This window comes from Kitasatospora sp. NBC_01266, from assembly GCF_036242395.1.
Classification (GTDB): Bacteria; Actinomycetota; Actinomycetes; order Streptomycetales; family Streptomycetaceae; genus Kitasatospora.
Genome location: NZ_CP108458.1, coordinates 5,077,972 through 5,104,122 on the forward strand (window position 1 = coordinate 5,077,972; position 26,151 = coordinate 5,104,122).

5 protein-coding genes are annotated in these 26,151 nt (G+C 74.4%); all 5 read left to right on the forward strand.

Annotated features, from left to right (window positions below; translation table 11 throughout):
• The first annotated feature begins 21 nt into the window (after window positions 1-21).
• The 5 genes from OG403_RS22285 to OG403_RS22305 all read left to right on the forward strand — a co-directional run bounded on the left by OG403_RS22285 (window position 22) and on the right by OG403_RS22305 (window position 26,112).
• Window positions 22-5,055, forward strand: a complete 5,034-nt coding sequence (locus OG403_RS22285) for a non-ribosomal peptide synthetase (RefSeq protein WP_329567085.1) — start codon at window positions 22-24, stop codon at window positions 5,053-5,055.
• On the forward strand, window positions 5,052-15,800 hold the full coding sequence (locus tag OG403_RS22290) for a non-ribosomal peptide synthetase (RefSeq protein WP_329567087.1): 10,749 nt from the start codon (window positions 5,052-5,054) through the stop codon (window positions 15,798-15,800). The genes OG403_RS22285 and OG403_RS22290 overlap by 4 nt, the downstream gene beginning before the upstream one ends.
• Before the next feature lie 216 nt (window positions 15,801-16,016).
• Complete coding sequence (locus OG403_RS22295; protein WP_329567089.1) at window positions 16,017-16,778, forward strand: thioesterase II family protein; 762 nt, start codon at window positions 16,017-16,019, stop codon at window positions 16,776-16,778.
• A gap of 30 nt (window positions 16,779-16,808) precedes the next feature.
• Window positions 16,809-17,018: an MbtH family protein gene (locus tag OG403_RS22300; RefSeq protein ID WP_329567091.1), complete on the forward strand. Its 210-nt coding sequence runs from the start codon at window positions 16,809-16,811 to the stop codon at window positions 17,016-17,018.
• Window positions 17,011-26,112 (forward strand): non-ribosomal peptide synthetase, encoded by a 9,102-nt coding sequence (locus tag OG403_RS22305; protein ID WP_329567093.1) that lies wholly within the window; start codon window positions 17,011-17,013, stop codon window positions 26,110-26,112. Before OG403_RS22300 ends, OG403_RS22305 begins: the two co-directional genes overlap by 8 nt.
• Window positions 26,113-26,151: the final 39 nt, after the last annotated feature.

Genomic DNA, 26,151 nt, shown 5'->3' on the forward strand with positions numbered 1-26,151 from the left:
CCGACCGTATGAGGAGTACCTATGATTTCCGAGTCGTGGTCGAACGGCTCAACCGGCGAGTTCACCCCCGTCCATGAGCTCGTCGCCCGCCAGGCGGCGCTGACGCCGGACCGGGTCGCCGTTGTCGACGGGCAGGTCGAGCTCAGCTACGCCCAGCTCGACGCGCGGGCCAACCGGCTCGCCCACTTCCTGCGGGGCGAGGGTGTCGGCCAGGACCGGGTGGTCGGGATCTGCCTGCGCCGCAGCGCCGACCTGGTGGTCGCGCTGCTCGCGGTGTGGCGGGCGGGCGGCGCCTACCTGCCGCTCGACCCCGACCAGCCGTTCGCCCGGCTCGACTGGATCGTCAAGGACACCGGTGCCGCGCTGGTGCTGACCGAGGACGCGGTGGCCGGGGTGTTCGCCAAGGCGGGCGTCCGGGCGGTGGCGGCCGGCGAGCTGGCCGAGCGGGTCGCCGGACTGCCCGTCGAAGCACCGGAGTTGGCGCCGCACCCGGCGGACGCCGCCTACGTCATCTACACCTCCGGCTCGACCGGCACGCCGAAGGGCGTCGTGGTCAGCCAGGCCGGCATCGGCAACCGGATCGGCTGGCTGCTGCGCGGGCCCGGCCTCGGCGCGGACGACCGCGTGCTGCAGAAGACCGCGCTGACCTTCGACGCGCACTGCTGGGAGGTCTTCGCCCCGCTGATCACCGGCGGCGCGGTCGTGCTGGCGCCCGCCGGGGCCGAGCGGGACCCGGGCGTGCTGCTCGACGCGGTGGCCGAGCACGGGGTCACCGTGCTCCAGGTGGTGCCCTCGGTGCTGCGGCTGCTGGTCGAGGAGCCGGGGTGGCCGGCCTGCGGCTCGCTGCGGCTGCTCTTCTCCGCCGGTGAGGCGCTGCACGCCGAGCTGGTGCAGCGGCTGCTGGGCCTGGTGGACGTCGAGGTCTGGAACACCTACGGCCCGACCGAGTGCTCGATCGACATCACCGCGCACCGCTTCGACCGCGCCCAGTCCACCGGCCCGGTGCCGATCGGCCGTCCGCTGGAGAACCTGCGGGTGCTGGTGGCCGACGGCAACGGCCTGCCGGTGCCGATCGGTGTCGCGGGCGAGCTGTGCGCCGGCGGTGTCGGCGTCGCCCGGGGGTACCTGGGCCGCCCCGACCTGACCGCCGACCGCTTCGTGCCGGACGCCTTCGCCAAGGACGGCTCCCGGCTCTACCGCACGGGTGACCGGGTCCGCTGGCGCAAGGACGGTGTCCTGGAGTACCTGGGCCGCGCCGACGACCAGGCCAAGGTCAACGGCGTGCGGATCGAGCCCGGCGAGGTCGAGTGCGCGCTGGTCGCCCACCCGGGCGTCGGCGGCGCCATCGTCACCACCTTCACCGCGCCCGACGGCGGCCTGCGCCTGGTCGCGTACGTGCAGACCCGGGGCGGCGACATCCTCGGCGAGCTGCGCGGGTTCCTGCGCGAGCGGCTGCCGGAGACCCACATCCCCGCGACCTTCATCGAGGTCGAGGAGTTCCCGCTGACCTCCAGCGGCAAGGTCGACCGCAAGGCGCTGCCGGTCCCCGGCCTGGACGCCGACGGTGGCCGCGCCGCCCATCGGGCACCGCGCACCGAGACCGAGCGGCGGATCGCCGAGGTCTGGCAGGAGCTGCTGAAGGTCGAGCGGGTCGGCCTGGAGAACGACTTCTTCCACCTCGGCGGCACCTCGCTGCAGCTGACCCGGCTGGCCAACCGGCTCGGCCGCGTCTTCGGGCGCGAGGTGAAGCTGCGCGCCCTGCTGGCCGCCAGCACCGTCGAGGCGCAGGCCCGGCTGATCGAGCCCGCCGGGGCCGAGGCCGAGGCCGCCACCGAGACCGCCACGACCGGGAGCACGGCCATCGCCAGGGTCGACCGGACCGGCGGCCTGCCGCTCTCCTTCGGCCAGCACCGCCTCTGGTTCATGGACCGGATGAACCCGCGGAGCGCCGAGTGGGTCGCCGGGATGTTCCTGCGGGTGCCCGCCGACACCCGGGCCGCGCACGTCCGCCGGGCGGTGGACGCGCTGGTCGCCCGGCACGAGGCACTGCGCACCCGGTACGCCGTGGTCGACGGCGAGTCGCTGCAGTTCGTCCAGCCGGCCGGCGCCGTCGAGCTGCGCGAACTGGACGTGGACCGAGCGGAGTTGACCGAGCTGCTGAAGGCGGAGTTCGCCCAGGGCTTCGACCTGGAGAACGGGCCGCTGCTGCGCGCCCTGCTCGCCCGGCTGCCCGGCGAGGAGCAGGTGCTCACCCTGACGATGCATCACATCGTCACCGACGGCTGGTCCTCCGCGATCATGGAGCGCGAACTCAAGGAGCTGCTCGCCGCCGCCATCGAGGAGCGCGAGCCGGAGCTGCCCGCGCTGGAGATCCAGTACGCCGACTACGCGGTCTGGCAGCGCGAGCACTTCACCGAAGGGCTGCTGGAAGCCGAACTCGCCCACTGGCGCGGCGCGCTGGCGGACCTCACCCCGCTGGCCCTGCCGACCGACCGGCCGCGCGCCGCGGTTCGCGACGGCCGGGGCTCGGTGGTCTTCTTCACCGTGCCCGAGCAGACCGTCAGCAGGCTCACCGCCCTGGGCCGCGCGCACGGCACCACCCCCTTCACCACCCTGCTCACCGGCTTCGCCGCCCTGCTCGCCCGCCAGGGCAACCAGTGGGACGTGCCGATCGGCACCCCCGTCGCGGGCCGCGACCGGGCCGAGATCGAGAACGTCGTCGGCTTCTTCCTGAACAGCCTGGTGCTGCGCTGCGCCCTCGACGGCGAACTCGGCTTCACCCAGGCGCTGGAGCGCGTCAAGGCCGTCTGCCAGGACGCCTTCGGCCACCAGGAGCTGCCCTTCGAGCGGCTGGTCGACGAACTGGCGCCGGTCCGCGACCTCTCCCGCACCCCGCTCTACCAGGTCGCCTTCGACCTGCACGACGAGGAGTTCAACGGCGCCACCGAGCGGGCCGAGGACCAGGACACCCTGGCCGCGCTCTGGGGCCTGGCCCACACCGACCTCACCCTCTACCTGCGGCGCAGCAGCGACGGCACGATGGCCGGCCAACTGGAGTACGCCAGCGCGCTCTTCGACGCGGCCACGGTCCAGGGCCTGGCCGACCGGTTCGTCCGCCTGCTCACCGCGGTCGCCGCGGACCCGCAGGCCGCGCTCGGCGGGATCGACCTGCTGCCCGCCGCCGAACGGGCCACGCTGCTCGAGGAGTTCGCCATCGGCCGGGGCGAGGCCGTCGAACTGACCACCCTCCAGCGGTTCGAGCGGCAGGCCGCGCTGACCCCGGAGCGCGTCGCGGTGGCCGAGCCCGGCCGGCTGACCGGCTACGCCGAACTGGACGCCCGGGCCAACCGCCTGGCGCACCACCTGCGCGGGCTCGGGGTCCGCGAGGAGTCCAGGGTGGGTGTGCTGCTCGACCGGGGCGCGGACCTGCTGGTGGCGCTGCTCGCGGTCTGGAAGGCCGGCGCCGCGTACGTGCCGATGGACCCGAGCTGGCCGGCCGGCCGGGTGGCGGGCATGGCCACCGACGCCCAGGCGCCCGTGGTGCTCACCCAGGCCGGCTACGGCAGCCGCTTCGAGGGCCGCTACCCGGGTGCCGTGGTGCGGGTCGACGCCCTGGCCGAGCGGCTGGAGCTGCTGCCCGCCACCGCGCCCGGCGTGCCCGCCGACCTGGACCGGCTGGCCTACCTGATCTACACCTCCGGCTCGACCGGCAAACCCAAGGGCGTCGCCGTGCCGCACCGCGGTCTGGCCAACCACCTGCAGTGGGCGGTTGCCGAGCTGGCCTCGCAGGGCACCGGCGGTGGCGCGGTGTTCTCCTCGGTCGCCTTCGACCTGGTGGTGCCGAACCTGTGGGCGCCGCTGCTCTGCGGCCGCCGGGTGACGATGCTGCCGCAGGACCTGGACCTCTCCGAGCTGGGCTCCCGGCTGGTCGAGGCCGGTCCGTTCAGCTTCCTCAAGCTCACCCCGGGCCACCTGGAGATCCTCTCCCGCCAGGTGACCGAGGAGCAGGCCGCGGCGCTGGCCGGTGTGGTGGTCGTGGCCGGCGAGGCCCTGCCCGGCCGGCAGGCCGAGCAGTGGGCCCAGTGGCTGGGGGACGGCCGGCTGGTCAACGAGTACGGCCCGACCGAGGCCTCGGTGGGCACCTGCACCTACCCCGTCTCGCGCGGCGGCACCACGGGCGTCGTCCCGATCGGCCGCCCGCTGCCCAACCTCACCATGTACGTCCTCGACCAGGGCCTGCGCCCGCTGCCTGTCGGCGCGGTCGGCGAGCTGTACGTCGGCGGCATCAGCGTGGCCCGGGGCTACGCCGACCAGCCGGAGCTGACGGCCGAGCGCTTCCTGCCCGACCCGTTCGGCGCCCCGGGCACCCGGCTCTACCGCACCGGCGACCTGGCCCGCTGGCTGCCCGAAGGCGCGGTCGAGTTCCTCGGCCGGATCGACAACCAGGTGAAGATCCGGGGCTACCGGATCGAGCCGGGGGAGGCGCAGGCGGTCCTGCTCCGGCACCGGAAGGTCGCCGAGGCGGTGGTCGTCGCCCTGGCCGGCGAGGGGGAGGGCGGTGCGACCGACGCGCGGCTGGCCGCCTATCTGGTCCCCGAGGCGGGTGCCACCGTGACGGCCGCGGAGTTGGCGGCGCACTGCGCCGAGTACCTCCCCGGCTACCTGGTGCCGAGCAGCTTCACCGCGCTGGAGGCGCTGCCGCTGAACGCCAACGGCAAGGTCGACCGCAAGGCGCTGCCCGCGCCGCGGGAGGCGCGGCAGCAGGAGCGGACCGCCCCGCGCAACGTGGTCGAGGAGCAGATCGCCGAGATCTGGCTCGACCTGCTCGGGGTGAGCCTGGGCGTGCACGACAACTTCTTCGACTCCGGCGGCAACTCGATCATGGCGATCCGCTTGATCGCCCAGATCCAGGCCGAGTACGAGATCTCGCTGCCGGTCCGGGCCATCTTCGAGGGCCCCACCATCGCCGAGATGGCGCAGGCCGTCGAGGCCGCGATCACGGCAGAGATCGACCAGATGACCGACTCCGAGCTGATGGAGGAGCAGAGCGCATGAGCACCGCCGAGAACGAGAGCACGGCCGCCCGCCGCGCGGAGCTGCTGCGCAGCCGCCTGGCCGGCCGCAAGGGCGCCCGCAAGGCGCCCGCCGGGATCGGCCGCGCCGACCGGAGCGGCCCGCTGGCCCTGTCCGCCGGACAGCAGCAGATGTGGTTCCTGAACCGCCTCGACCCGGACAGCGCCGAGTACCTGGTGCCGCTGGTGCTCCGGCTGCGCGGCACCCTGGACCCGGCCGCCCTGGCGCGGGCCTGGAACGGGGTCCTCGCCAGGCACGAGATCCTGCGCACCCGCTACGCCCTGCGGGGCACCGAGCCGGTCCAGCTGATCGACGAGGCCGCCTCCCTCGAGCTGCCGGTGACCGAGCTGACCGGCTCGGCGGACGCCGAGCGGCAGCTGACCGAGCTGGTCGAGCGCGAGGCCCGCACCCCCTTCGACCTCGCCACCCAGTGGCCGGTCCGGGCCCGCCTGGTCAAGTTGGCCGACGACCACCACGTGCTGGCCGTGGTCTTCCACCACATCGCCTGCGACGCCTGGTCGGTGAAGGTCTTCGGCGGCGAACTCGGCGCCCTCTACACCGCCGAGCTCCAGGGCGGCCCCGCGCCGCTCGCGCCGCTCGACCTGCAGTACGCCGACTACGCCGCCTGGCAGCGCGAGCAGCTCGCCGGGCCCGCGCTGGAGCGCCAACTCGGCTACTGGCGGGAGCGGCTGGGCACCAGCCTGCCCACCGAGCTGCCGACCGACCGCCCCCGCCCGGAGCTGCGCGACGCGTCCGGCGCCGAGGTCCCGCTCGCCTTCCCGGCCGAACTCGGGCAGCGGGTACGCGACCTGGCCGCCGCGCACGGCACCACGCCGTTCGCGGTGCTGCTCACCGCCTTCCAGGTGCTGATCGCCCGCTACAGCGGCCGTCCGGACGTCAACGTCGGCACGGTCGTCTCCGGTCGCACCCGCCCCGAGCTCCAGCAGCTCATCGGCTACGGCATCAACACCCTGGTGCTGCGCGCTCGCTGGGCCGGTGACCCGGGCTTCGGCGAGCTGCTCGACCAGGCCCGCGGCGCGGTGCTGGACGCCTTCGACCACCAGGAGGTGCCCTTCGCCCGGCTGGTCGACGAGCTCCAGCCCGAGCGCGACCCCTCCCGCACCCCGCTCCACCAGGTCGCGCTGACCTGGCACGAGGAGCGCCACGACGCGATCTCGCTGCCCGGCGTGCGGGTCGAGGCCTTCGAGTGGCAGGACACGATCGCCAAGTACGACCTGCTGCTCCAGGTCGAGGAGCGGGCCGACGGCACTCTCGGCGGCCGGCTGCAGTACGCCACCGCCCTCTTCGAGGCGGCCACCGCGACCCGGCTGACGGCCCACCTGGCCGCCCTGCTGGAGCAGGCCACCGCCGATCCGGCCGCGCCGGTCTCCCGCCTGGAGATCCTCGGCGAGGCGGAGACGGCCGTGCTGACCGGCGCCCTGGACGGGCACCTGCCCAGCGCGCCGGTCGAGCGCACCCTGCACCAGGTCTTCGAGGAGTGGGCCGACCGCACCCCGCAGGCCGTCGCCGTGGTCGCCGACGGTCAGCAGCTCACCTTCGCCGAGGTCAACGAGCGGGCCAACCGCCTGGCGCACCACCTGCGGGCGCTCGGGGTCGGCCCCGAGGACCTGGTCGGCGTCTGCCTGGAGCGCGGCCCGGAGCTGGTCCCGACGCTGCTCGGCGTGCTCAAGTCCGGTGCGGGCTACCTCCCGCTGGACCCGGCCAACCCGAGCGACCGCCTCGGCTACGTGCTGGCCGACTCCGGCGCGAAGGTGGCCGTCGTGCACGCCGCGACCCGCCCGCTGCTGGCCGAGGTCTTCGCGGGCGAGCTGGTCGACGCCGAGCGGCTGACCGGGCAGGCCGCGCCGGCCGGGGCCGACCCGGTCGGCAACCCCGAGCCGCTGGCCGGCCCGGACAGCACCGTCTACGTCATCTACACCTCCGGCTCGACCGGCAAGCCCAAGGGCGTCGTGCTGTCGCACGCCAACGTGCTGCGCCTGTTCGACACCACCCGCCCGCAGTTCGGCTTCGGCCCCGCGGACGTGTGGACCATGTTCCACAGCTACGCCTTCGACTTCTCGGTCTGGGAGATCTGGGGTGCCGTGCTGCACGGCGGCCGGGTGGTCATCGTGCCGAGCCTGACGGCGCGTGACCCGGAGCTCTTCCTGGACCTGCTGGTCGAGCAGGGCGTCACCGTGCTCAACCAGACGCCCTCCGCCTTCGCCCAGCTGATCCGGGTCGACGGCCGCCGCGCCGAGCCCGCCGAACTGTCGCTGCGCACCGTCGTCTTCGGCGGCGAGGCGCTGGACTTCGCCGCGCTGCGCGAGTGGGTCGCGCGGCGCGGGCTGGCGGCGCCCGAGCTGATCAACATGTACGGGATCACCGAGACCACCGTGCACACCACCTACCACCGGGTCGGCGAGCGGGACCTGGCGGCCGGCGCGGGCAACGCGATCGGCCACCCGCTCGGCGACCTCGGCGTCTACCTGCTGGACGAGTACGGCCAGTTGGCCCCGATCGGGGTGCCCGGCGAGATCCACGTCGCGGGTCCGGGCGTGGCGCGCGGCTACCTGAACCGGCCGGAGCTGACCGCCGAGCGCTTCGTGCCCGACCCGTGGGGCCCGGCCGGCTCGCGCCTCTACAGGAGCGGTGACCTGGCCCGGCGCCGCCCGGACGGCAGCCTGGAGTTCCTCGGCCGGATCGACACCCAGGTGAAGATCCGCGGCTACCGGATCGAGCTGGGCGAGATCGCCAAGGTGCTCCAGGAGCACCCGGGCGTCGCGGACGCGGTCGTGGTCGCCCGCCAGGACGCGCCCGGCGACAAGCGCCTGGTGGCCTACCTCGTCGCGGCCGGCGAGGCACTGCCGGGCAACGGCGAACTGGCCGGGCACTGCGCCGCCGTGCTGCCCGGCTACATGGTCCCGGCCGCCTTCGTCGCGCTGGAGCGGATCCCGCTCACCGTCAACGGCAAGCTCGACCAGCGCGCGCTGCCGGCGCCCGACCAGGACGCCCTGGGCAGCGGTGCGGCCTACGTCGCGCCGCGCACGCCCGTCGAGGAGCAGGTCGCCGCCGTCTGGCGCGAGGTGCTCGGGGTCGAGCGGGTCGGCGTCGAGGACGGCTTCTTCGAGCTCGGCGGCGACTCGATCCGCGCCGTCGCCCTGGTGGGCGCGCTGCGCGAGAGCGGCTTCGACCTCGCGGTGCGCGACGTCTTCGAGCACCGCACCGTCGCCCGGCTGAGCGAGCTGATCACCGGCCGCCCGGCCTCGGCGCGCGCCCACCGCACCGTCGAGCCGTTCGCGCTGATCGGTGACGAGGACCGGGCGCTGCTGCCGGCCGGCGTCACCGACGCCTATCCGCTCTCCCAGGTGCAGCTCGGCATGGTCGTCGAGATGCTGGGCGACGAGGGCCAGAACAACTACCACAACGTCAGCACCGGCCGGATCAAGGACGACCAGCCCTTCGACCACGCGGCGTTCGAGGCGGCCGTCCGCTTCGTCACCGAGCGGCACGAGATGCTGCGCACCTCGATCCACCTGGGCGGCTACTCCCGCCCGATGCAGCTGGTGCACGCCACCGCCGAGGTCTCGGCGGGCTGCAGCGACCTGCGCGGCCTGACGTCCGAGCAGGTGATGGCCGAGCTGCGCGCCTTCACCGCCCGCGAGCGGGCCGACCTCTTCGACCTGGCCGTGCCCTCGCTGATGCGCTTCCACGCGCACGTCACCGACCGCGGCTGGTGGATCTCGGTCACCGAGTGCCACCCGATCATGGAGGGCTGGAGCCAGCACTCCCTGCTGATGGAGATCCTGCGCGGCTACGGCCGGATCCGGGACGGGCTCGCGCCGGAGAACCCCGAGGCCCCCGAGGCCCGGTTCGCCGACTTCATCGCCGGAGAGCTGGAGTCGCTGGCCGCCGAGGAGGACCGCGCCTACTGGCAGGGCGTCGTGCGGGACCGCGCCCGCTTCATGCTCCCCACCGGCTGGGGCGAGGCCGACCCGGTGCGCCGGACCGTGCAGGCCGGCACCGACCTGCGCGACCTCGAACCGGCGCTGCGCGCGCTGGCGACCAAGGCGAAGGCCTCGTTCAAGAGCGTGGTCATCGCCGCGCACCTCAAGGTGCTCAGCCAGCTGACCGAGGAGCAGTCCTTCCACACCGGCCTGGTCTGCGACGCCCGCCCCGAACTGCTGGGCGCGGACCGGGTGCTGGGCATGTACCTCAACACGCTGCCGTTCGCGATGGACCGCACCGCGCGCACCTGGCGCGAGCTGGTCGCCGCCACCTTCGCCCACGAGGTCGGCCTGTGGCCGCACCGCCGCTACCCGCTGCCCGCGATCCAGCGCGAGTTCGGCGGCGGGATCCGGCTGATGGACGTCTACTTCAACTACCAGGACTTCCACCAGATCGACGGCGACCTGCTCGACCAGGAGACCGAGGCGATCGACGACAGCCCGACCGAGTTCCCGCTCACCGTCGCCTCCCGGGCCGGCCACATCATCCTGACCGCCAACCCGCGCCACCTCAGCCCCGCCAACCTGGAGCGGATGGCCGGGATGTACCGGGCCGTGCTGGAGGCGATGGCCGCCGACGCCGACGCCGACGGCGACGCCACCGCGATCCTGCTCCCGCCGGCCGAGCGCGCCCTGCTCACCGGAGGCGCGGCCGAGCGGCCGACCCCCGTCGAGGCCTGCGTCCACCAGCTCTTCGAGCAGCAGGTCGCCCGCACCCCCGAGGCCGTGGCCGTCACGGCGGGCGCCCTCTCGCTCAGCTACGCGGAGGTCAACGAGCGGGCCAATCGCCTGGCGCACCACCTGCGGGCGCTCGGGGTCGGCCCGGAGGACCTGGTCGGCATGTGCCTGGAGCGCGGCGAGCTGCTGCTGCCGACGCTGCTGGGCATCCTCAAGTCCGGTGCGGGCTACCTCCCGCTGGACCCGGCCAACCCGAGCGACCGCCTCGGCTACGCGCTGCGGGACTCCGGCGCGAAGCTGGCGATCGTCTCGGCGAGCACCGCGCCGGTGCTGGCGGACGTCTTCGCGGGTACCGTCGTCGAGCTGGACCGCGACGCCGAGCTGATCGCCGCCCGCCCGGCGGGCAACCCGGAGCCGGTCGGTACCCCCGACAACGTGATCTACGTGATCTACACCTCGGGCTCCACCGGCAAGCCCAAGGGCTGCGTGCTCACCCACACCAACGTGGTGCGCCTGATGACCACGGCCCACCAGCACTACGCCTTCGGTGAGCGGGACGTCTTCTCGATGTTCCACTCCTACGCCTTCGACGTCTCGGTCTTCGAGATGTGGGGCGCCCTGCTCTTCGGCGGCCGGGTGGTCGTGGTGCCGCAGGCCGTCACCCGCTCGCCGGAGGACTTCCTGGACCTGCTGGTCGCCGAGGGCGTCACCGTCCTGTCGCAGACCCCGACCGCCTTCCGCTCGATGGTCTCCGCCGCGATGGCGCACGACCCGCGGCTGGCCCGGCTGAACCTGCGGGCCGTGGTCTTCGCGGGGGAGAAGCTGGAGGTGCCGGAACTGCGGCCGTGGGTCGACCTGATGGGCCTGGACGCACCCGAGCTGATCAACATGTACGGGATCACCGAGACGACCGTGCACTCGACCTTCTACCGCATCGAGGAGGCGGACCTTGACCCGCTCGCGGGCAATCGGGTGGGCGATCCGCTCAGCGATCTTCGCATCCATCTGCTGGACCGCACGGGCCATTTGGTGCCGATCGGGGTGCCGGGCGAGATCCACGTCGCGGGTCCGGGCGTGGCGCGCGGCTACCTGAACCGGCCGGAGCTGACCGCCGAGCGCTTCGTGCCCGACCCGTGGGGCCCGGCCGGCTCGCGCCTCTACCGGAGCGGTGACCTGGCCCGGCGCCGCCCGGACGGCGGCCTGGAGTTCCTCGGCCGGATCGACACCCAGGTGAAGATCCGCGGCTACCGGATCGAGCTGGGCGAGATCGCCGGCGTCATGCTGGAGCACCCCGGCATCCGCCAGGCCGTCGTGGTGGTCCACGACGAGCGCCTGGTCGGCTACCTGGTCCCGGCCGGCGAGCAGGCCCCGCCGGTCAAGGAACTGCGCGCGCTGCTGGCCCGCTCGCTGCCCGAGTACATGGTCCCGGCCGCCTTCGTCACGCTGGAGGCGATGCCGCTGACCGTGAACGGCAAGTTCGACAAGGCCGCGCTGCCGGCTCCCGACCGGAGCGTGCAGCGCGCGGAGTCGGCGTACCTCGCCCCGCGCACCCCCGTCGAGGCGCAGATCGCCGCGATCTGGCGCGAGGTGCTCGGAGTCGAGCGGGTCGGCGTCGAGGACGGCTTCTTCGAGCTCGACGGCGACTCGATCCGCGCCGTCACCCTGGTCGGCGCGCTGCGGCAGGCCGGCTTCGACCTCGCCGTGCGGGACGTCTTCGAGCGGCGCACCGTCGCCGGGCTGAGCGAGCTGATCACCGGCCGCCCGGCCCCCGCCGAGCCGGTCACCGCCGTCGCGCCGTTCGCCCTGCTCGGCGAGGCCGACCGGGCCCGGATCCCGGCGGGGGTGGTCGACGCCTACCCGGCCACCCAGGTGCAGCTCGGCATGCTGGTCGAGATGCTCTCCGGCGGCACGGCCTCCTACCACCAGTGCGTCTCCTACCTGATCCGCGACGAGCAGCCCTTCGAGGAGAGCGCGCTGCGCGCGGCTGTCCGCGAGCTGACCCGGCGGCACGAGACCCTGCGCACCTCCTTCGACCTGACCGGGTACGCCAGGCCGCTCCAGCTGGTGCACGCCGAACTGGCGGTGCCGGTCACCGTGCACGACCTGCGCCCGCTCGACGAGGCGGCGCGGGCCGGCGCGATGGCGGAGTTCTTCGCCGCCGAGCGGGCCGACCTGTTCGACCCGGCCGTGCCTCCGCTGCTGCGGGTGGCCGTGCATCTGGCGGAGCCCGGCGGTTGGCGCCTGGCCTTCACCCAGCCGCACGCGCTGACCCAGGGGTGGAGCCAGTTCGCGCTGCTCACCGAGCTGGTGGAGGTGTACCGCAGCTACCGCGCCGGTGAGCAGCCGGCCGCCTACGAGGCGCCTTCGGTGCGCTTCGCCGACTTCGTCGCAGGGGAGTTGGAGTCGCTCGACTCCGAGGAGGACAGTGGATACTGGCGCGGGATCGTCGAGCGGCACACCCCGGTCACGGTGCCTGCGGGCTGGGGGGCGGACGGCCCGGGCCGGCCGCATGTCAGCCAGGTGCCGCTCGGTGATCTGGAGCAGCCGCTGCGCGCCTTCGCGGCCCGCGCGAAGGTGTCGGTGAAGAGCGTCCTGCTCGCCGCCCACCTCAAGGTGATGAGCCAGCTGACCGAGGAGGAGTACTTCCACGCCGGGCTGGTCTGCGACTCGCGTCCCGAGGCGCCGGGCGCCGACCGGGTGCAGGGCATGTACCTCAACACCCTGCCGTTCGCGGCCGACCGCACGGCCAGGACCTGGCACGAGCTGGTCGAGCAGGTCTTCGCCCGCGAGGTGGAACTCTGGTCGCACCGCCGCTACCCGCTGCAGGCGATCCAGCGCGAGGCGGCCGGCGGTCGCCGGCAGATCGACGTGATCTTCAACTACCACGACTTCCGCGGCTTCGACAGCGAGCAGATCGACGCGACGGCCTCCATCGGGGAGGGCAGCACCGAGTTCGCGCTCAGTGTCGCCACCGGTGGCGCCGGGCTCAACCTCACCGCCGACACCCGGGTGCTGAGCCCGGCCAACGGCGCCCGGCTGGCCGGGATGTACCGGGCCGTGCTGGCCGCGATGGCCGCCGACCCGCAGGGCGACGCCCGCGCCGCCTACCTGGCCCCCGAGGACGAGCAGCGGCTGGCCGACTGGACGGCCACCGAGCGCGAGCAGAGCTGGCTGATGGCGGAGGCCGAGTTCGAGCGGCACGCCGCCCGGACCCCGCACCACCCGGCGATCACCGCCGACGGGGTGTCGCTCAGCTACGGCGAGGTCAACGAGCGGGCCAACCGGCTCGCCCACCACCTGCGCGACCTGGGCGTGCGTCCGGACACCCTGGTCGGCATCTGCGCCGACCGCTCGCCGGCCACCGTCATCGCGGTGCTGGCCGTGCTCAAGGCGGGCGGTGCCTACCTGCCGCTCGACCCGGACTACCCGGCCGAGCGCCTCGGGTACATGGCCCAGGACGCCGAGATCGCCGTCCTGCTGACCGAGACCCACCGGATGGCGCCGCTGCTGGCCGCCGCCCCGGGCCTGGCCGCCGTGCCGGTGCTGCTCGACCGCGCCGAGGAGTGGGCGCACCGGCCCGCCACCGACCCGGTCCCGCTGGCCGAGCCCGACGACCTGGCCTACGTGATCTACACCTCGGGCTCCACCGGCCGCCCCAAGGGGGTGCTCGTGCACCGGCGCGGCATGGCCAACCACCTGCTCGCGAAGCTCGAGGACCTGGGCATCACGGCCGCCGACTCGGTGGCGCAGAACGCCTCGATGGCCTTCGACATCTCGGTGTGGCAGATGCTCTGCACCCTGGTGGTCGGCGGCTCGGTGCGGGTGCTGGACGCCGAGACCGCGATCAACCCGCTGGCCCTGTTCCCGCGCGTCGCCGATGAGCGGGTGAGCATCCTGGAGGTGGTGCCCTCGCTGCTGCGGGCCGCGCTGGACGCCTGGGACTCGGGTGCCCTGGAGGTCGAACTCCCGGCCCTGCGGCGGATGGTGGTGACCGGTGAGGCACTCCCGCCGGACCTCTGCCACCGCTGGTTCGCCCGCTTTCCGCAGGTGCCGATGGTCAACGCCTACGGCCCGACCGAGTGCTCGGACGACGTCACCCACGCGCTGATCAGCGCCGGCGACCCGATCGGCGAGGCGCGGGTGACCATCGGCCGGTCCGTGCGCAACACCCAACTGCGGGTGCTGGACGCCGCGATGGCGCCGGTCCCGGTCGGCGTGGCGGGCGAGCTGTACGTCGGCGGGGTGGGCGTGGCCCGTGGCTACGGCGGCCGCCCCGAGCTGACCGCCGAGCGCTTCGTGCCGGATCCGTACGGTCCGGCCGGCACCCGGCTCTACCGCACCGGCGATGTCGTCGCCTGGAACGACGAGGGCGGCCTGGAGTTCCTCGGCCGGGTCGACCACCAGGTGAAGATCCGCGGTGTGCGGATCGAACTCGGCGAGATCGAGGCCGCGTTGACCCGGCTGCCGTACATCGCCGAAGCGGTCGCCGCCGTCCGCGAGGACCCGAACGGCCACCAGCGCCTGATCGGCTACCTGGTGCCGGTCGGCGGGCAGCCCGCGCCCGCCCGGGAGTTGCGCGAGCTGCTCGCCCAGCAGCTGCCCGACACGATGATCCCGCAGGTCTTCGTCGAGCTGGACACCATCCCGCTCACCGCCAACGGCAAGGTGGACCGCAACATCCTGCCCGACCCCGAGGTCTGGACCGAGGCCGGCCCCGCGTTCGTGGCGCCGCGCACCGGGACCGAGAAGCGGATCGCCGCGATCTGGTCCCAGGTGCTCGGGGTGGAGCGGGTCGGCACCGAGGACGGCTTCTTCCGGCTCGGCGGTGACTCCATCCTGGTCATCCAGGTGATCGCCGCCGCCCGCCAGGCCGAGCTGCCGCTGACCCTCTTCATGCTCTACCAGCACGACACCCTGGGCCAGTTGGCCGCCGCCGTCGACCTGGCGGCGGGCACCGCCCCGCGTGCCTTCGACGCGGGCGGCCCGGTGGCCGCTCCGGCGGTGGCCGCTCAGGGCAGGGTCTCGCTCGACTCGCTGCTGGCGGTGCTGGCGGCCCATGAGGTGCCCGGCGCGAGCATCGCCGTGGTGGAGAACGGCGAGCTGGTCGCGCTGGAGACGCTCGGCACCCGGGCGGCCGGCGGCAGCGAGCCGATCACCCCCGACACGCTGTTCCAGGTCGGCTCCTGGGGCAAGCACGTCACGGCGCTCGGGGTGCTGCGGCTGGTCCAGCAGGGCGTCCTCGACCTGGACGCCGATGTCAACAGCTACCTGACCTCGTGGCGGCTGCCCGGCACCGTTGCCGTCACCCTCCGCCAACTGCTCAGCCACACCGCAGGACTGACGCAGACGCCGCGCCGCGGTGTGCGGCGCGGGCAGCGGCTGGCGACGCCGGTCGAGCTGCTGCGCGGCGAGGTGACGCCGGCCGCCGGTCCGGTGCGCCAGGAGCAGGCCGGCACCTTCCGGCAGTCCAACGCGCACTACACGCTGCTGGAGCAACTGCTCACCGACGTGACCGGCGAGGGGTTCGCGGAGCTGATGGACCGTCTGGTCCTCAAGCCGCTGGGCATGGCGCACAGCAGCTTCGACCAGTCCTTCCCGCAGACCGCCGGGCTGCCCGTCGCCCTCGGGCACGACGAGCGGGGCCGGGGCATCGAGGGCGGCTGGCTGATCCACCCGGAGAAGGCCGCGGCGGGCCTGTGGAGCACGGCGGCCGACCTGGCCAAGCTGGAGATGGAGATCCGCCGCTGCTACCTGGGCCGCCCGCTCGGGCTGCTGGAGCGCGAGCTGGCCGAGCAGCTGCTGACGCCGCACAGCACCAGCTTCTTCGGCCTGGGCACCATCGTCGACAACAGCGGCCCGGACGTCGAGTTCGGCCACGGCGGCTCGCCCGGCGGCTACCAGGCGGTGTCGATGTTCACGGTGCACCGGGGCAGCGGCCTGGTCGTGCTGACCAACGGCGAGTCCAGCGCGGAGGTGGTCAAGGCCGCCTCGGCGGCCCTGCAGCCGCAGGCCGCCCCGGACGCCCGGTTCGCGGACTGGCGGTGAGCGACCTGACGCCCCGTTGAGCCGCCCCTGATCAGGCCCTGCCCGCACCGTTCCCCCCGGTGCGGGCAGGGCCTTCGGCGTGCTCGCCGAGGGCCGGTGCATGGCCGACGACCGGCGGAAATATAGACGCCTCCCGGAGATTGGTCGGAGCCGGACAGCTGTCTGCCCGGCGTCGGGCGCCGGCGGGTGCTCGCCGACTCGGTGGAAAGGCCTGAGATGTTCGCCCAGACCGCGGCGCAGACCGCCCGCTGGTTCCGTACCCCTGCCCGCCGGCCGCAGGCCCGGGTGCGGCTGGTCTGCTTCCCGCACGCGGGCGGCGCGGCCGCGGCGTTCCGCGGGCTCGCGGACCGACTGCCGCCCTCCGTCGAGCTGGTGGCCGTCCAGTACCCGGGCCGCCAGGACCGGTACGGCGAGCCGTTCGCGCCCGACCTGGACACCCTGGCCGCCGGCATCGCGGCGGCGATCGAGCCGCTGCTGGACCGCCCGGTGGCGTTCTTCGGGCACAGCCTCGGCGCCACCGTCGCCTTCGAGACCGCCCGCAAGCTGCCCGCCCGCTACCGCCCCGCGCTGCGGCACTTCTTCGCCTCCGCCCGCCGCGCACCCATGGTGCCGAACCCCTTCGCCCCGCTGCTGGACGACGCCGGGGTGCTGGCGTACGTCCGCGGCCTGGGCGGCCTCGGCGCCCAGTTGCTGGCGGACGAGGACCTGCGCGAGATGGCCCTGCCGGTGCTGCGCGCCGACTTCCACCTGGTGGACACCTACCGCTACACGCCCGGCGCCCCGCTGCTCTGCCCGATCACCGCCCTGGTCGGCCAGGACGACCAGGCCTGCGGGCCGGCCGACGGCCGCCGCTGGGCCGAGTGCACGGCCGGCGGCTTCGACCTCCAGGTGATGCCCGGAGGCCACTTCTACCTCGAGTCCGCCGGTGCGGAGCTCGTTTCGCTGCTGACCGACCGGCTCGGCTGCCCCAGGCCCTGACCGGCCCTCGCCCGAAGGAGGAGACACCCCATGACAGACGACCCGTTCAACGATCCGGCCGGGCGTTACCGCGTGCTGGTCAACGACGCCGGCGACCACTCGCTCTGGCCCGCCTTCGCGGCGATCCCGGCCGGCTGGTCGGTGACGCTCGACGAGGCGAGCCGCCCCGAGTGCGTCGAGCACATCAACCGCAACTGGACCGCAGCCCACACGACCGCGAGGGTGACGAGCAATGTCTGAAGCGAAGCGCCAACTGAGACTGCCGCTGTCGGCCGCCCAGACGGGCATCTGGTTCGCCCACCAGCTGGACACCTCCGGCTGCCGCTACAACATCGCCGAGTACAAGGACATCCACGGTCCCATCGACCCGGAGCTGATGGACGCGGCCTGGCGCAGGCTGCTCGAGGAGACCTGGGCGTACCGCGTCGCGGCGGTGCGCGAGGAGCCGGACGGGCTGGTCCAGTACATCGACCCGGACGCCGGTGACCGCCACCTGCCGCTGATCGACCTCACGGCCGAGCCGGACCCGCACGCCGCCGCCAAGGCCTGGATGGACCGGGACCTGACCGCGCCGGTCGAGCTGGCCGTGGGCCGGGTGCACAGCTTCGCGCTGCTGAAGCTCGCCGAGGACCGGTTCTTCTACTACCAGCGGGTCCACCACGTGACGATGGACGCCTACGGCGGCTCGCTGGTCGGCACCCGGGTGGCCGAGATCTACACCGCGCTGTGCCGGGGCGAGGAGCCGGCCGAGGGCACCTTCGGCGCGCTGCCCGCCGTGCTGGAGGAGGACGCGGCGTACCGCGCCTCGGCGGCCGCCGAGGACGACCTGCGGTACTGGGTGGAGAAGCTCGCGGACCGCCCCGAGCCGCGCCGGCTGGTCGACCGCACCGCCGAACCGGGCGAGGACCGCCCGGCGATCGGCTTCTTCCGCCGCACCGTCACCCTCTCCCAGCAGCACACCGACCGGCTGCGGGAGACCGCGCGCGCGGCCCGGGCGCCGTGGTCGGTCCTGCTGATCGCGCTGACCGGCGCCTATCTGCAGCGGATGACGGGGCAGCAGCGGCAGATCCTCGGCCTGCCGGTGACCGGCCGCACCACCCCGGCGGCCCGCCGCACGCCGTGCATGGCCTCGAACTGGGTGCCGCTGCTGCTGGACGTGCGCCCCGAGCAGAGCGTGGCGGAGCTGGTCCGGCAGACCGTCGGCGAGGTGCGCGGCGGCCTCAAGCACCAGATGCCGCGCTACGAGGACGTCTGCCGCGCGCTCGGCCTGACCGGCTCGGACGACGGCCTGGTCGGCCCGACCATCAACATCATGTCCTTCGACACCGAGCTGCGCTTCGGTGCGCACACCGCCTTCGGTCACAACCTCTCCAACGGCCCGGTCGACGACCTGTGCATCGCCGTCTACGACCGCGCCGACGGCCAGGGCCTGACCATCGACTTCGACGCCAGCCCCGAGCTCTACCGCGAGGCCGAGGTCGCCGAGCACCAGGACCGCTTCCTGCGCTTCCTGCAGGCGGTGCTGGACCACCCCGGGACGCCGCTGGGCCAGATCGACCTGCTCACCGCCGAGGAGCGCCACCGGCTGCTGACCGAGTGGAACTCGGCTGCCCGGCAGGCCCCTTACCGGCTGGACGCGCTGGCGGCCGTCGAAGCCCAGGCCGCCCGCACCCCGAACGCGTCCGCCGTGATCTGCGGCGGCGTCACGGTCGGCTACCGCGAGCTGGACGAGCGCGCCAACCGCCTCGCCCACCACCTGCGGACCCTGGGCGCGGGCCCGGACGACGTGGTCGGCGTGCTGCTCGACCGCACGCCGGCGCTGCTCAGCACCCTGCTCGGGGTCTGGAAGGCGGGGGCGGCCTACCTGCCGATGGACCCGTCCTGGCCGAGCGCCCGGATCGAGGGCGTGCTCCGCGACGCCGGCGCGGTCGCCCTGGTGACGGATCGTCAGATCGCCTTCGACGGGCCGGTGGTGGCCCTAGGTGCGGAGGCCGGCAGCCCGGTCGAGTGCCCGGCCGTCACCCGTGACCCGGACCGGCTCGCCTACGTCATCTACACCTCCGGCTCGACCGGCAAGCCCAAGGGCGTGCAGATCGGGCACCGCGGCCTGGCCAACTACCTGGGCTGGGCCGTCCAGGACTACACCGGCCAGGGCGGCGGCGGCGCGCTCTTCTCCTCGGTCGCCTTCGACCTGGTGGTGCCCACGCTCTGGGTCCCGCTGATGACCGGCGCCCCCGTGCAGCTCTTCCCGCAGGGCCGCGATCTGGCCGAACTCGGCTCCTGGCTGGTCGAGTCGGGGCCGTTCGACTTCCTCAAGCTGACCCCGGGCCACCTGGAGATGCTCTCCCACCAGCTCACCCCGGACCGGACCGAGGGCCTCACCCCCGTCCTGGTGGTGGGCGGCGAGGCGCTGCTCGGCCGGGTCGCCGAGCGCTGGTGCGAGTGGCTGGGCGGCGGCCGGGTGGTCAACGAGTACGGGCCGACCGAGATCACGGTCGGCAACTGCGTCTTCGACGTCCAGGGCCCGCAGCCCACCGACGTGGTGCCGATCGGCCGTCCGATCCCCGCGACCAGCATGTACGTGCTCGACGCGGCTCTCCAGCCGGTGCCGGTCGGCACCGTCGGCGAACTCTGGATCGGCGGCGCGGGCCTGGCCCGGGGCTACCTCGGGCAGCCCGCGATGACGGCCGAGCGCTTCGTGCCGGACCCCTTCGGCGCGCCCGGCGGCCGGCTCTACCGGACCGGCGACACCGCCCGGGTGCTGCCCGACGGCAACGTCGACTACCTGGGCCGTGGCGACGACCAGGTCAAGATCCGCGGCTACCGGGTGGAGATCGGCGAGATCGAGGCCGCCCTGGGCCGCCACGACGCGGTGGCCCAGGCCGTCGTGCTGGTCCGCGAGGACCGGCCGGGGGACAGGCGCCTGGTCGGCTACGTGGTTCCGGCCGGCTCCGCTGACGACTCCTGCGCCGACTCCTGCGCCGACCCCTTCGACAGTGCCGGGCTGCTCGCCTTCGCGGCGACGCTGCTGCCCGAGTACATGGTGCCCGCCACCGTGCTGACCCTGCCGGCCCTGCCGCTCACCGCCAACGGCAAGGTCGACCGCGCCGCGCTGCCCGCTCCCGAGCTGCCCTCCGCCGCCGCTGCCAGAGCGCCGCGCACGCCGCGCGAGGAGCTGTTCTGCGGCCTGCTCGCCGAGGTGCTCGGGGTGCCGCAGGTCGGCCCGGACGACTCCTTCTTCGACCTCGGCGGCGACAGCATCATGTCGATCCAGCTGGTCGCCCGCGCCCGCCGCGCCGGGCTGACCATCACCGCCCGCGACGTCTTCACCCGCCGCAGTGCCGCCGGGCTGGCCGACGCCGCCCTCGACCTCCCGCAGGCCGCCACCGAAGCCCCCGGCACCGGCACCGGCCCGGTGCCGCTCACCCCGATCACCCACTGGCTGGCCGAACACCCCGGTGCCATCGACCAGTTCGACGCCTACAACCAGTCGATGACGCTGCGCGTGCCGGCTCTCACCGGGCCCGAACTCACCGTCGCCCTGCAGGCCGTGCTCGACCACCACGACGCGCTGCGGCTGCGGATGACCGACGACTGGGAGCTGGAGACCACCGCGCCGGGCACCGTCCCCGCCGCCAGCTGCGTGCGCCGCGTCGACGCCACCGGCCTCGACCCGCGGGCGCTGGCCGCGCTGCGCACCCGGGAGGCGCTCGCCGCCCGTGGCCGGCTCGCGCCGCGCGAGGGTGTCATGGTGCAGGCCGTCTGGTTCGACCGGGGCCCGGTGGAGTCCGGCCAACTGCTGCTGATGATGCACCACCTGGTGGTCGACGGGGTCTCCTGGCGGGTGCTCGCGCCCGACCTGGCCGAGGCCTGGCAGGCCGTCAGCCAGGGCCGCGTCCCGGCCCTGGCCCCGGTCGGCACCTCGCTGCGCGGCTGGGCGCAGCGGCTGGCCGGCGAGGCCCAGCGGCCCGAGCGGGAGGCCGAACTCGGCTGGTGGCAGCAGACCCTGGCCGGAGCCGAGAGCGAGTGGATCAACCCCGCGCGGGACACCCACGGCAGTGCCGAGCGGCTCACCCTGCGGCTGCCCGCCGAGGTCACCGAGCAACTGCTCAGCACGCTGCCCGCCGCCTACCACGCGGAGGTCAACGACGTCCTGCTGGCCGCCTTCGCACTGGCCTGCGAGGGCCGGGCGCTGGTCGAACTCGAGGGCCACGGGCGGGAGAGCGACGCGCTCGGCGGTGGCGACCTGTCCCGGACGGCGGGCTGGTTCACCAGCCGCTACCCGGTCCGCCTGGACGCGGGCCCGCTCGACCTCGCCGAGGCGCGCTCGGGCGGCCCGGCCGCCGGGACGCTGCTCAAGCGGATCAAGGAGCAGCTGCGCGCCGTCCCGGACAAGGGCATCGGCTACGGCCTGCTGCGCCACCTCAACCCGCGCACCGGCCCGCTGCTGGCCGAACTCCCGCGCCCGCGGATCGGCTTCAACTACCTGGGCCGGTTCGCCGCCACCGAGGCCGACTGGGCGGTCATCCCCGAGCTGGCGGGCCGGGTGCCCGGCGCCGACGAGCGGATGCCGCTCGCCCACGGCATCGAGCTCAACGCCCTGACCCAGGACGGCCCGCACGGCCCGGAGCTGGTGGCCGAGTGGAGCTGGGCACCGCGGCTGCGCTCCGCCGAGAGCGTGCGCGCGCTGGCCGAGGCGTGGTTCGAGGCGCTGCGCGCGCTGGCCGGGCACGCGGGCCGGCCGGGCGCCGGTGGCCGTACGCCGTCCGACCTGGCGCTGGCCGGCCTCCAGCAGGCGGAGATCGAGCTGATCGAGGCCGAGGTCCCGCGGCTGGCCGACGTGCTGCCGCTCTCCCCGCTCCAGGAGGGCCTGTTCTTCCACGCGCTGTACGACACCCAGGAGGCCGACGTCTACCTGGCCCAGCTGGAGCTGGACCTGGTCGGCCCGCTGGACGCCGTCGCCCTGCGGGCGGCCGCCGAGGCCCTGCTGGGCCGTCACGCCAACCTGCGGGCCGGCTTCCGCGGCGGCCTGCGGCGCCCGGTTCAGGTGATCCCCTCGACCGTCGAACTGCCCTGGCGGGAAGCCGATCTGACCGGAGATCCGGCGCAGGCGGACCGGCTGGCCGCCGAGGAGCGGGGCCGCCGCTTCGATCTCGACCGCCCGCCGCTGCTGCGCTTCGCCCTGCTGCGGCTGGCCCCGGAGCAGCACCGCCTGGTGCTCACCAACCACCACCTGCTGCTGGACGGCTGGTCGATGCCGGTGCTGATCCAGGAGCTGCTGACGCTCTACGCGGCGGGCGGCGAGGCCACCGCGCTGCCCCGGGTGCGGCCCTACCGCGAGCACCTGCGGCACCTGGCGGGCCAGGACCGGATGGCCGCCCGGGCCGCCTGGCAGGCCGCGCTGGCCGGGCTGGAGGAGCCGACCAGGGTCCGCGCCGTGCCGGCCGGCCGGGTGCCGACGGTGCCGCGGCGGCTGGAGTTCCGCGCCCCCGAGCGGCTCGGCGCGGCGCTGGCCGAGCGGGCCCGCGCCCACGGGCTGACGCTCAACACCGTGCTCCAGGCCGCCTGGGCGATCACCCTGGGCCGGATCACCGGCACCACCGACGTCACCTTCGGCGTCACCGTCTCCGGCCGCTCGCCCGAAGTGCGCGGCTCGGAGACGATGGTGGGCCTGTTCATCAACACCCTGCCGCTGCGCCTGCGGCTGGACCCGGCCGAGTCGTCGGCCGAGCTGCTGGGCCGCCTGCAGGCCGAGCAGTCCGGGTTGCTGGAGCACCAGCACCTGGGCCTGGCCGAGCTCCAGGAACTCGCCGGTGTCGGTGAACTCTTCGACACCGCGATGGTGTTCGAGAACTACCCGCTGGACGCGAGCGCCCTGCACGCGCCGGTCGGCGGAGTGCGGCTGGCCGACGTGCGGGTCCATGACGCGGTGCACTACACGCTCGGCCTGATGGCCGTGCCGGAGGGCGGCACCCTGGCCTTCCGGATGGACTACCAGAGCGACCTGGTCACCGCCGCCGAGGCCGAGGAGATCGCGGAGCGGCTGCTGCGGGTGCTGACCGCACTGGCGGCGGACCCGGCGCTGCCGCTGGGCCGGCTCGACGCCCTCGCGCCCGAGGAGCGGCACCGGTTGCTCACCGGCTGGAACGACAGCGCCGTCCCGGTCGCCGCCGACACCCTGCCCGCGCTCTTCCAGGCCCAGGTCGCGAAGGCGCCCACGGCCGTCGCGCTGGCCTTCGACGCCGAGAAGTTGGGCTACGCCGAGCTGAACGAGCGCGCCAACCGGCTCGCCCGGCTGCTGGTCGAGCGGGGCGCGGGCCCGGAGCGGTTCGTGGCGATCGCCCTGGAGCGCTCGATCGAGCTGATCGTCGCCCAACTGGCGGTGCTCAAGGCCGGTGCCGCCTTCCTGCCGCTGGACCCGCGCTACCCGGCCGACCGGATCGCCTACATGCTCGCCGACGCCGACCCGGCGCTGGTGATCACCACGGACCAGGTCGCCGCCGGACTGCTCGCCGGGAGCACCGTGCCGCGCCTGCTGGTCGAGCGCACCGACACCGGCGGGTACCCGGCCGGTGACCTCACCGACGCCGACCGCAGCGCGCCGCTGACGGCCGGTCACCCGGCCTATGTGATCTACACCTCCGGTTCGACCGGCCGCCCCAAGGGCGTGGTGGTCAGCCACACCGGCCTGGCCAGCATGGTCGAGAGCCAGCGCACCGGCCTGGCGGTCACCGCCGACAGCCGGGTGCTGCTCTTCGCCTCGCCGAGTTTCGACGCGGCCGTCTGGGAGCTGGGCATGGCCCTGCTCACCGGCGCCCGAGCGGTGCTCGGCGACGCCGACCGGCTGCTGCCCGGCCCGGCGCTGGCCGAGCTGATCGCCGAGCAGGGGGTCACCCACGTCACCCTCCCGCCGACGGCGCTGGCCGTGCTGCCGCCGGACGCGCTGCCGGTCGGCGGCACCCTGGTGGTGGCCGGAGAGGCCTGCCCGCCGGATCTGGTCGAGTACTGGTCGGCCCGGCTGCGGATGGTCAACGCGTACGGTCCCACCGAGTCGACGGTCTGCGCCAGCATGAGCGAGCCGCTGCACGGCCGGGTGCTGCCGCCGATCGGCCGACCGGTCGCCAACACCCAGCTGTACGTGCTGGATTCGAGTCTCCAGCCGGTCCCGGTCGGCGTGGTCGGCGAGCTCTGGATCGCGGGCGCGGGCCTGGCCCGGGGCTACCTCAACCGCCCCGACCTGTCGGCCGAGCGCTTCGTCGCCAACCCCTTCGGCGCCCCCGGCAGCCGGATGTACCGCTCGGGCGACCTGGTCCGCCGCCAGGCCGACGGCAGCCTGGAGTACCTGGGCCGGGCCGACCACCAGGTCAAGGTGCGGGGCTTCCGGATCGAGCCGGGCGAGATCGAGGCCGTGCTCGCCCAGCACCCCACGCTGGCACAGGCGTTCGTCATGGTCCGGGAGGACCGGCCGGGCGACCGCCGACTGGTCGGCTACGCCGTGCCACGCCCCGGCGAGCAGGTCGACCCGGCCGCGCTGCGGGCCTTCGTCGGTGCGGCGCTGCCCGACTACCTGATCCCCGCCAGCGTGGTGGCCCTGGAGGCGCTGCCGCTGACCGCCAACGGCAAGGTCGACCGCAAGGCGCTGCCGGTCCCCGACAGCACCCGCTCGGGTCCGCGCACCGCCCCGGCCACGGCGACCCAGGCCGCGCTCTGCGCGAGCCTCGCCGAGGTGCTCGGCCTCGAAGCGGTCGGTGCCGACGAGTCGTTCTTCGATCTCGGCGGCGACAGCATCCTGGCGATCCAGTTCGTCGCCCGGGCCCGGACCGCCGGGCTGGTGATCACCGTCCGCGAGGTCTTCCAGCACCGCACGGCGCAGGCCCTGGCCGAGGTGGCCCGCCCGCTGGAAGCGGCGGCCGTCACCGCCGGGTCCGTCTTCGCCGACCCCGAGTCCGCCCAGGAGGCCAGGGAACTCCTGGTCGCCCGACCGGAGTTGGCGGACGCCCTGCCGCTCTCCTCGCTCCAGGAGGGCTTCCTCTTCCACGCCCTGCTGGCCGACGGGGAGGTGGACGTCTACACCACCCAGGTCTACTTCGACCTGCACGGCGCCCTCGACCTGCCCCGGCTGCGGACCAGCGCCGAACGGCTGCTCGCCCGCCACCCGGGCCTGCGGGCCGGCTTCCACCAGGCGGGCCTCAGCCGCCCGCTCCAGCTGGTCCACCGCGAGGTCGAACTGCCCTGGTACCAGGACGATCTGACGGGGTTCGGCGCCGGCGCGGCCGCCGAGGCCGAGCGGCTGGCGCTGGCCGACCGGCTGCGCCCGTTCGACTTCGAGTGCCCGCCGCTACTGCGGCTGCGGGTCGCCGAACTGGGCGAGGGGGTGCACCGGGTGATCCTGACCGGTCACCACATCCTCTGGGACGGCTGGTCGGTGCCGGTCCTGCTGGACGAACTGTTCACGGTGTACGGCCGAGGCGGCGACGTCAGCGGCCTGCCCGAGCCGACGCCGCTGCGCGACTACCTCGCCTGGGTGGCCGGCCAGGACCACGCCGCGGCGCGGGCTGCCTGGGCCGAGTCGCTCTCCGGCGGGGTGCGCCCGACGCTGGTCGCACCCGAGGCCGCGCACCGCGAGCCGGTGCGGCAGGAGTCGGTCGGCGTCGAGCTGGCGGCGGAGTTCACGGCCGAGCTGCGGGCCGCCGTCCGGACCCACGGCATCACCCTCAACACCGTGGTGCAGGGCGCCTGGGCCCTGGTGCTGGCCCGGCTGACCGGGGAGCGCGACGTCGTCTTCGGCGCCACCGTCTCCGGCCGCCCGGCCGAGATCCCCGGGGTCGAGCGGATGATCGGGATGTTCCTCAACACCCTGCCCGTCCGGGTCCGGCTCGACGACGACGAGCAGTTGGCCGCGTTGCTCGTCCGACTCCAGGACGAGCAGGCCGCGCTGCTGGCGCACCATCAGCTGGGCCTCAGCGAGATCCAGCAACTGGCGGGCGGCAAGGTGCTGTTCGACACCACGACGATCCACCAGAACGCCCCGCTGGACGTCGCCGCGCTGGCCGCCAGGCTGGAGGGCCTGCGCCTGGGTGCGGCCGACAGCGTCGACGCGACGCACTACCCGCTGCGGATGCAGGCCGTGCCGGCCCTGCACGGCCCGGGCCTCGAACTGCGGATCGGCTACCGCCCGGACGTCTACGAGCAGGCGGAGGTGCGGCGCCTGGTCGACCAGGTCCACCGGGTCCTGACCACGCTGGTGAGCGCGCCGGGCACGCCGGTCGGCCGGGTCGAGCTGATCTCGGCGCAGGAGCAGGCCGAGCTGCTGGCCGGCTGGGGCGGGTACTGACCGGCCACCCGCGCACGGCGCTCTGATCATGTGACGACC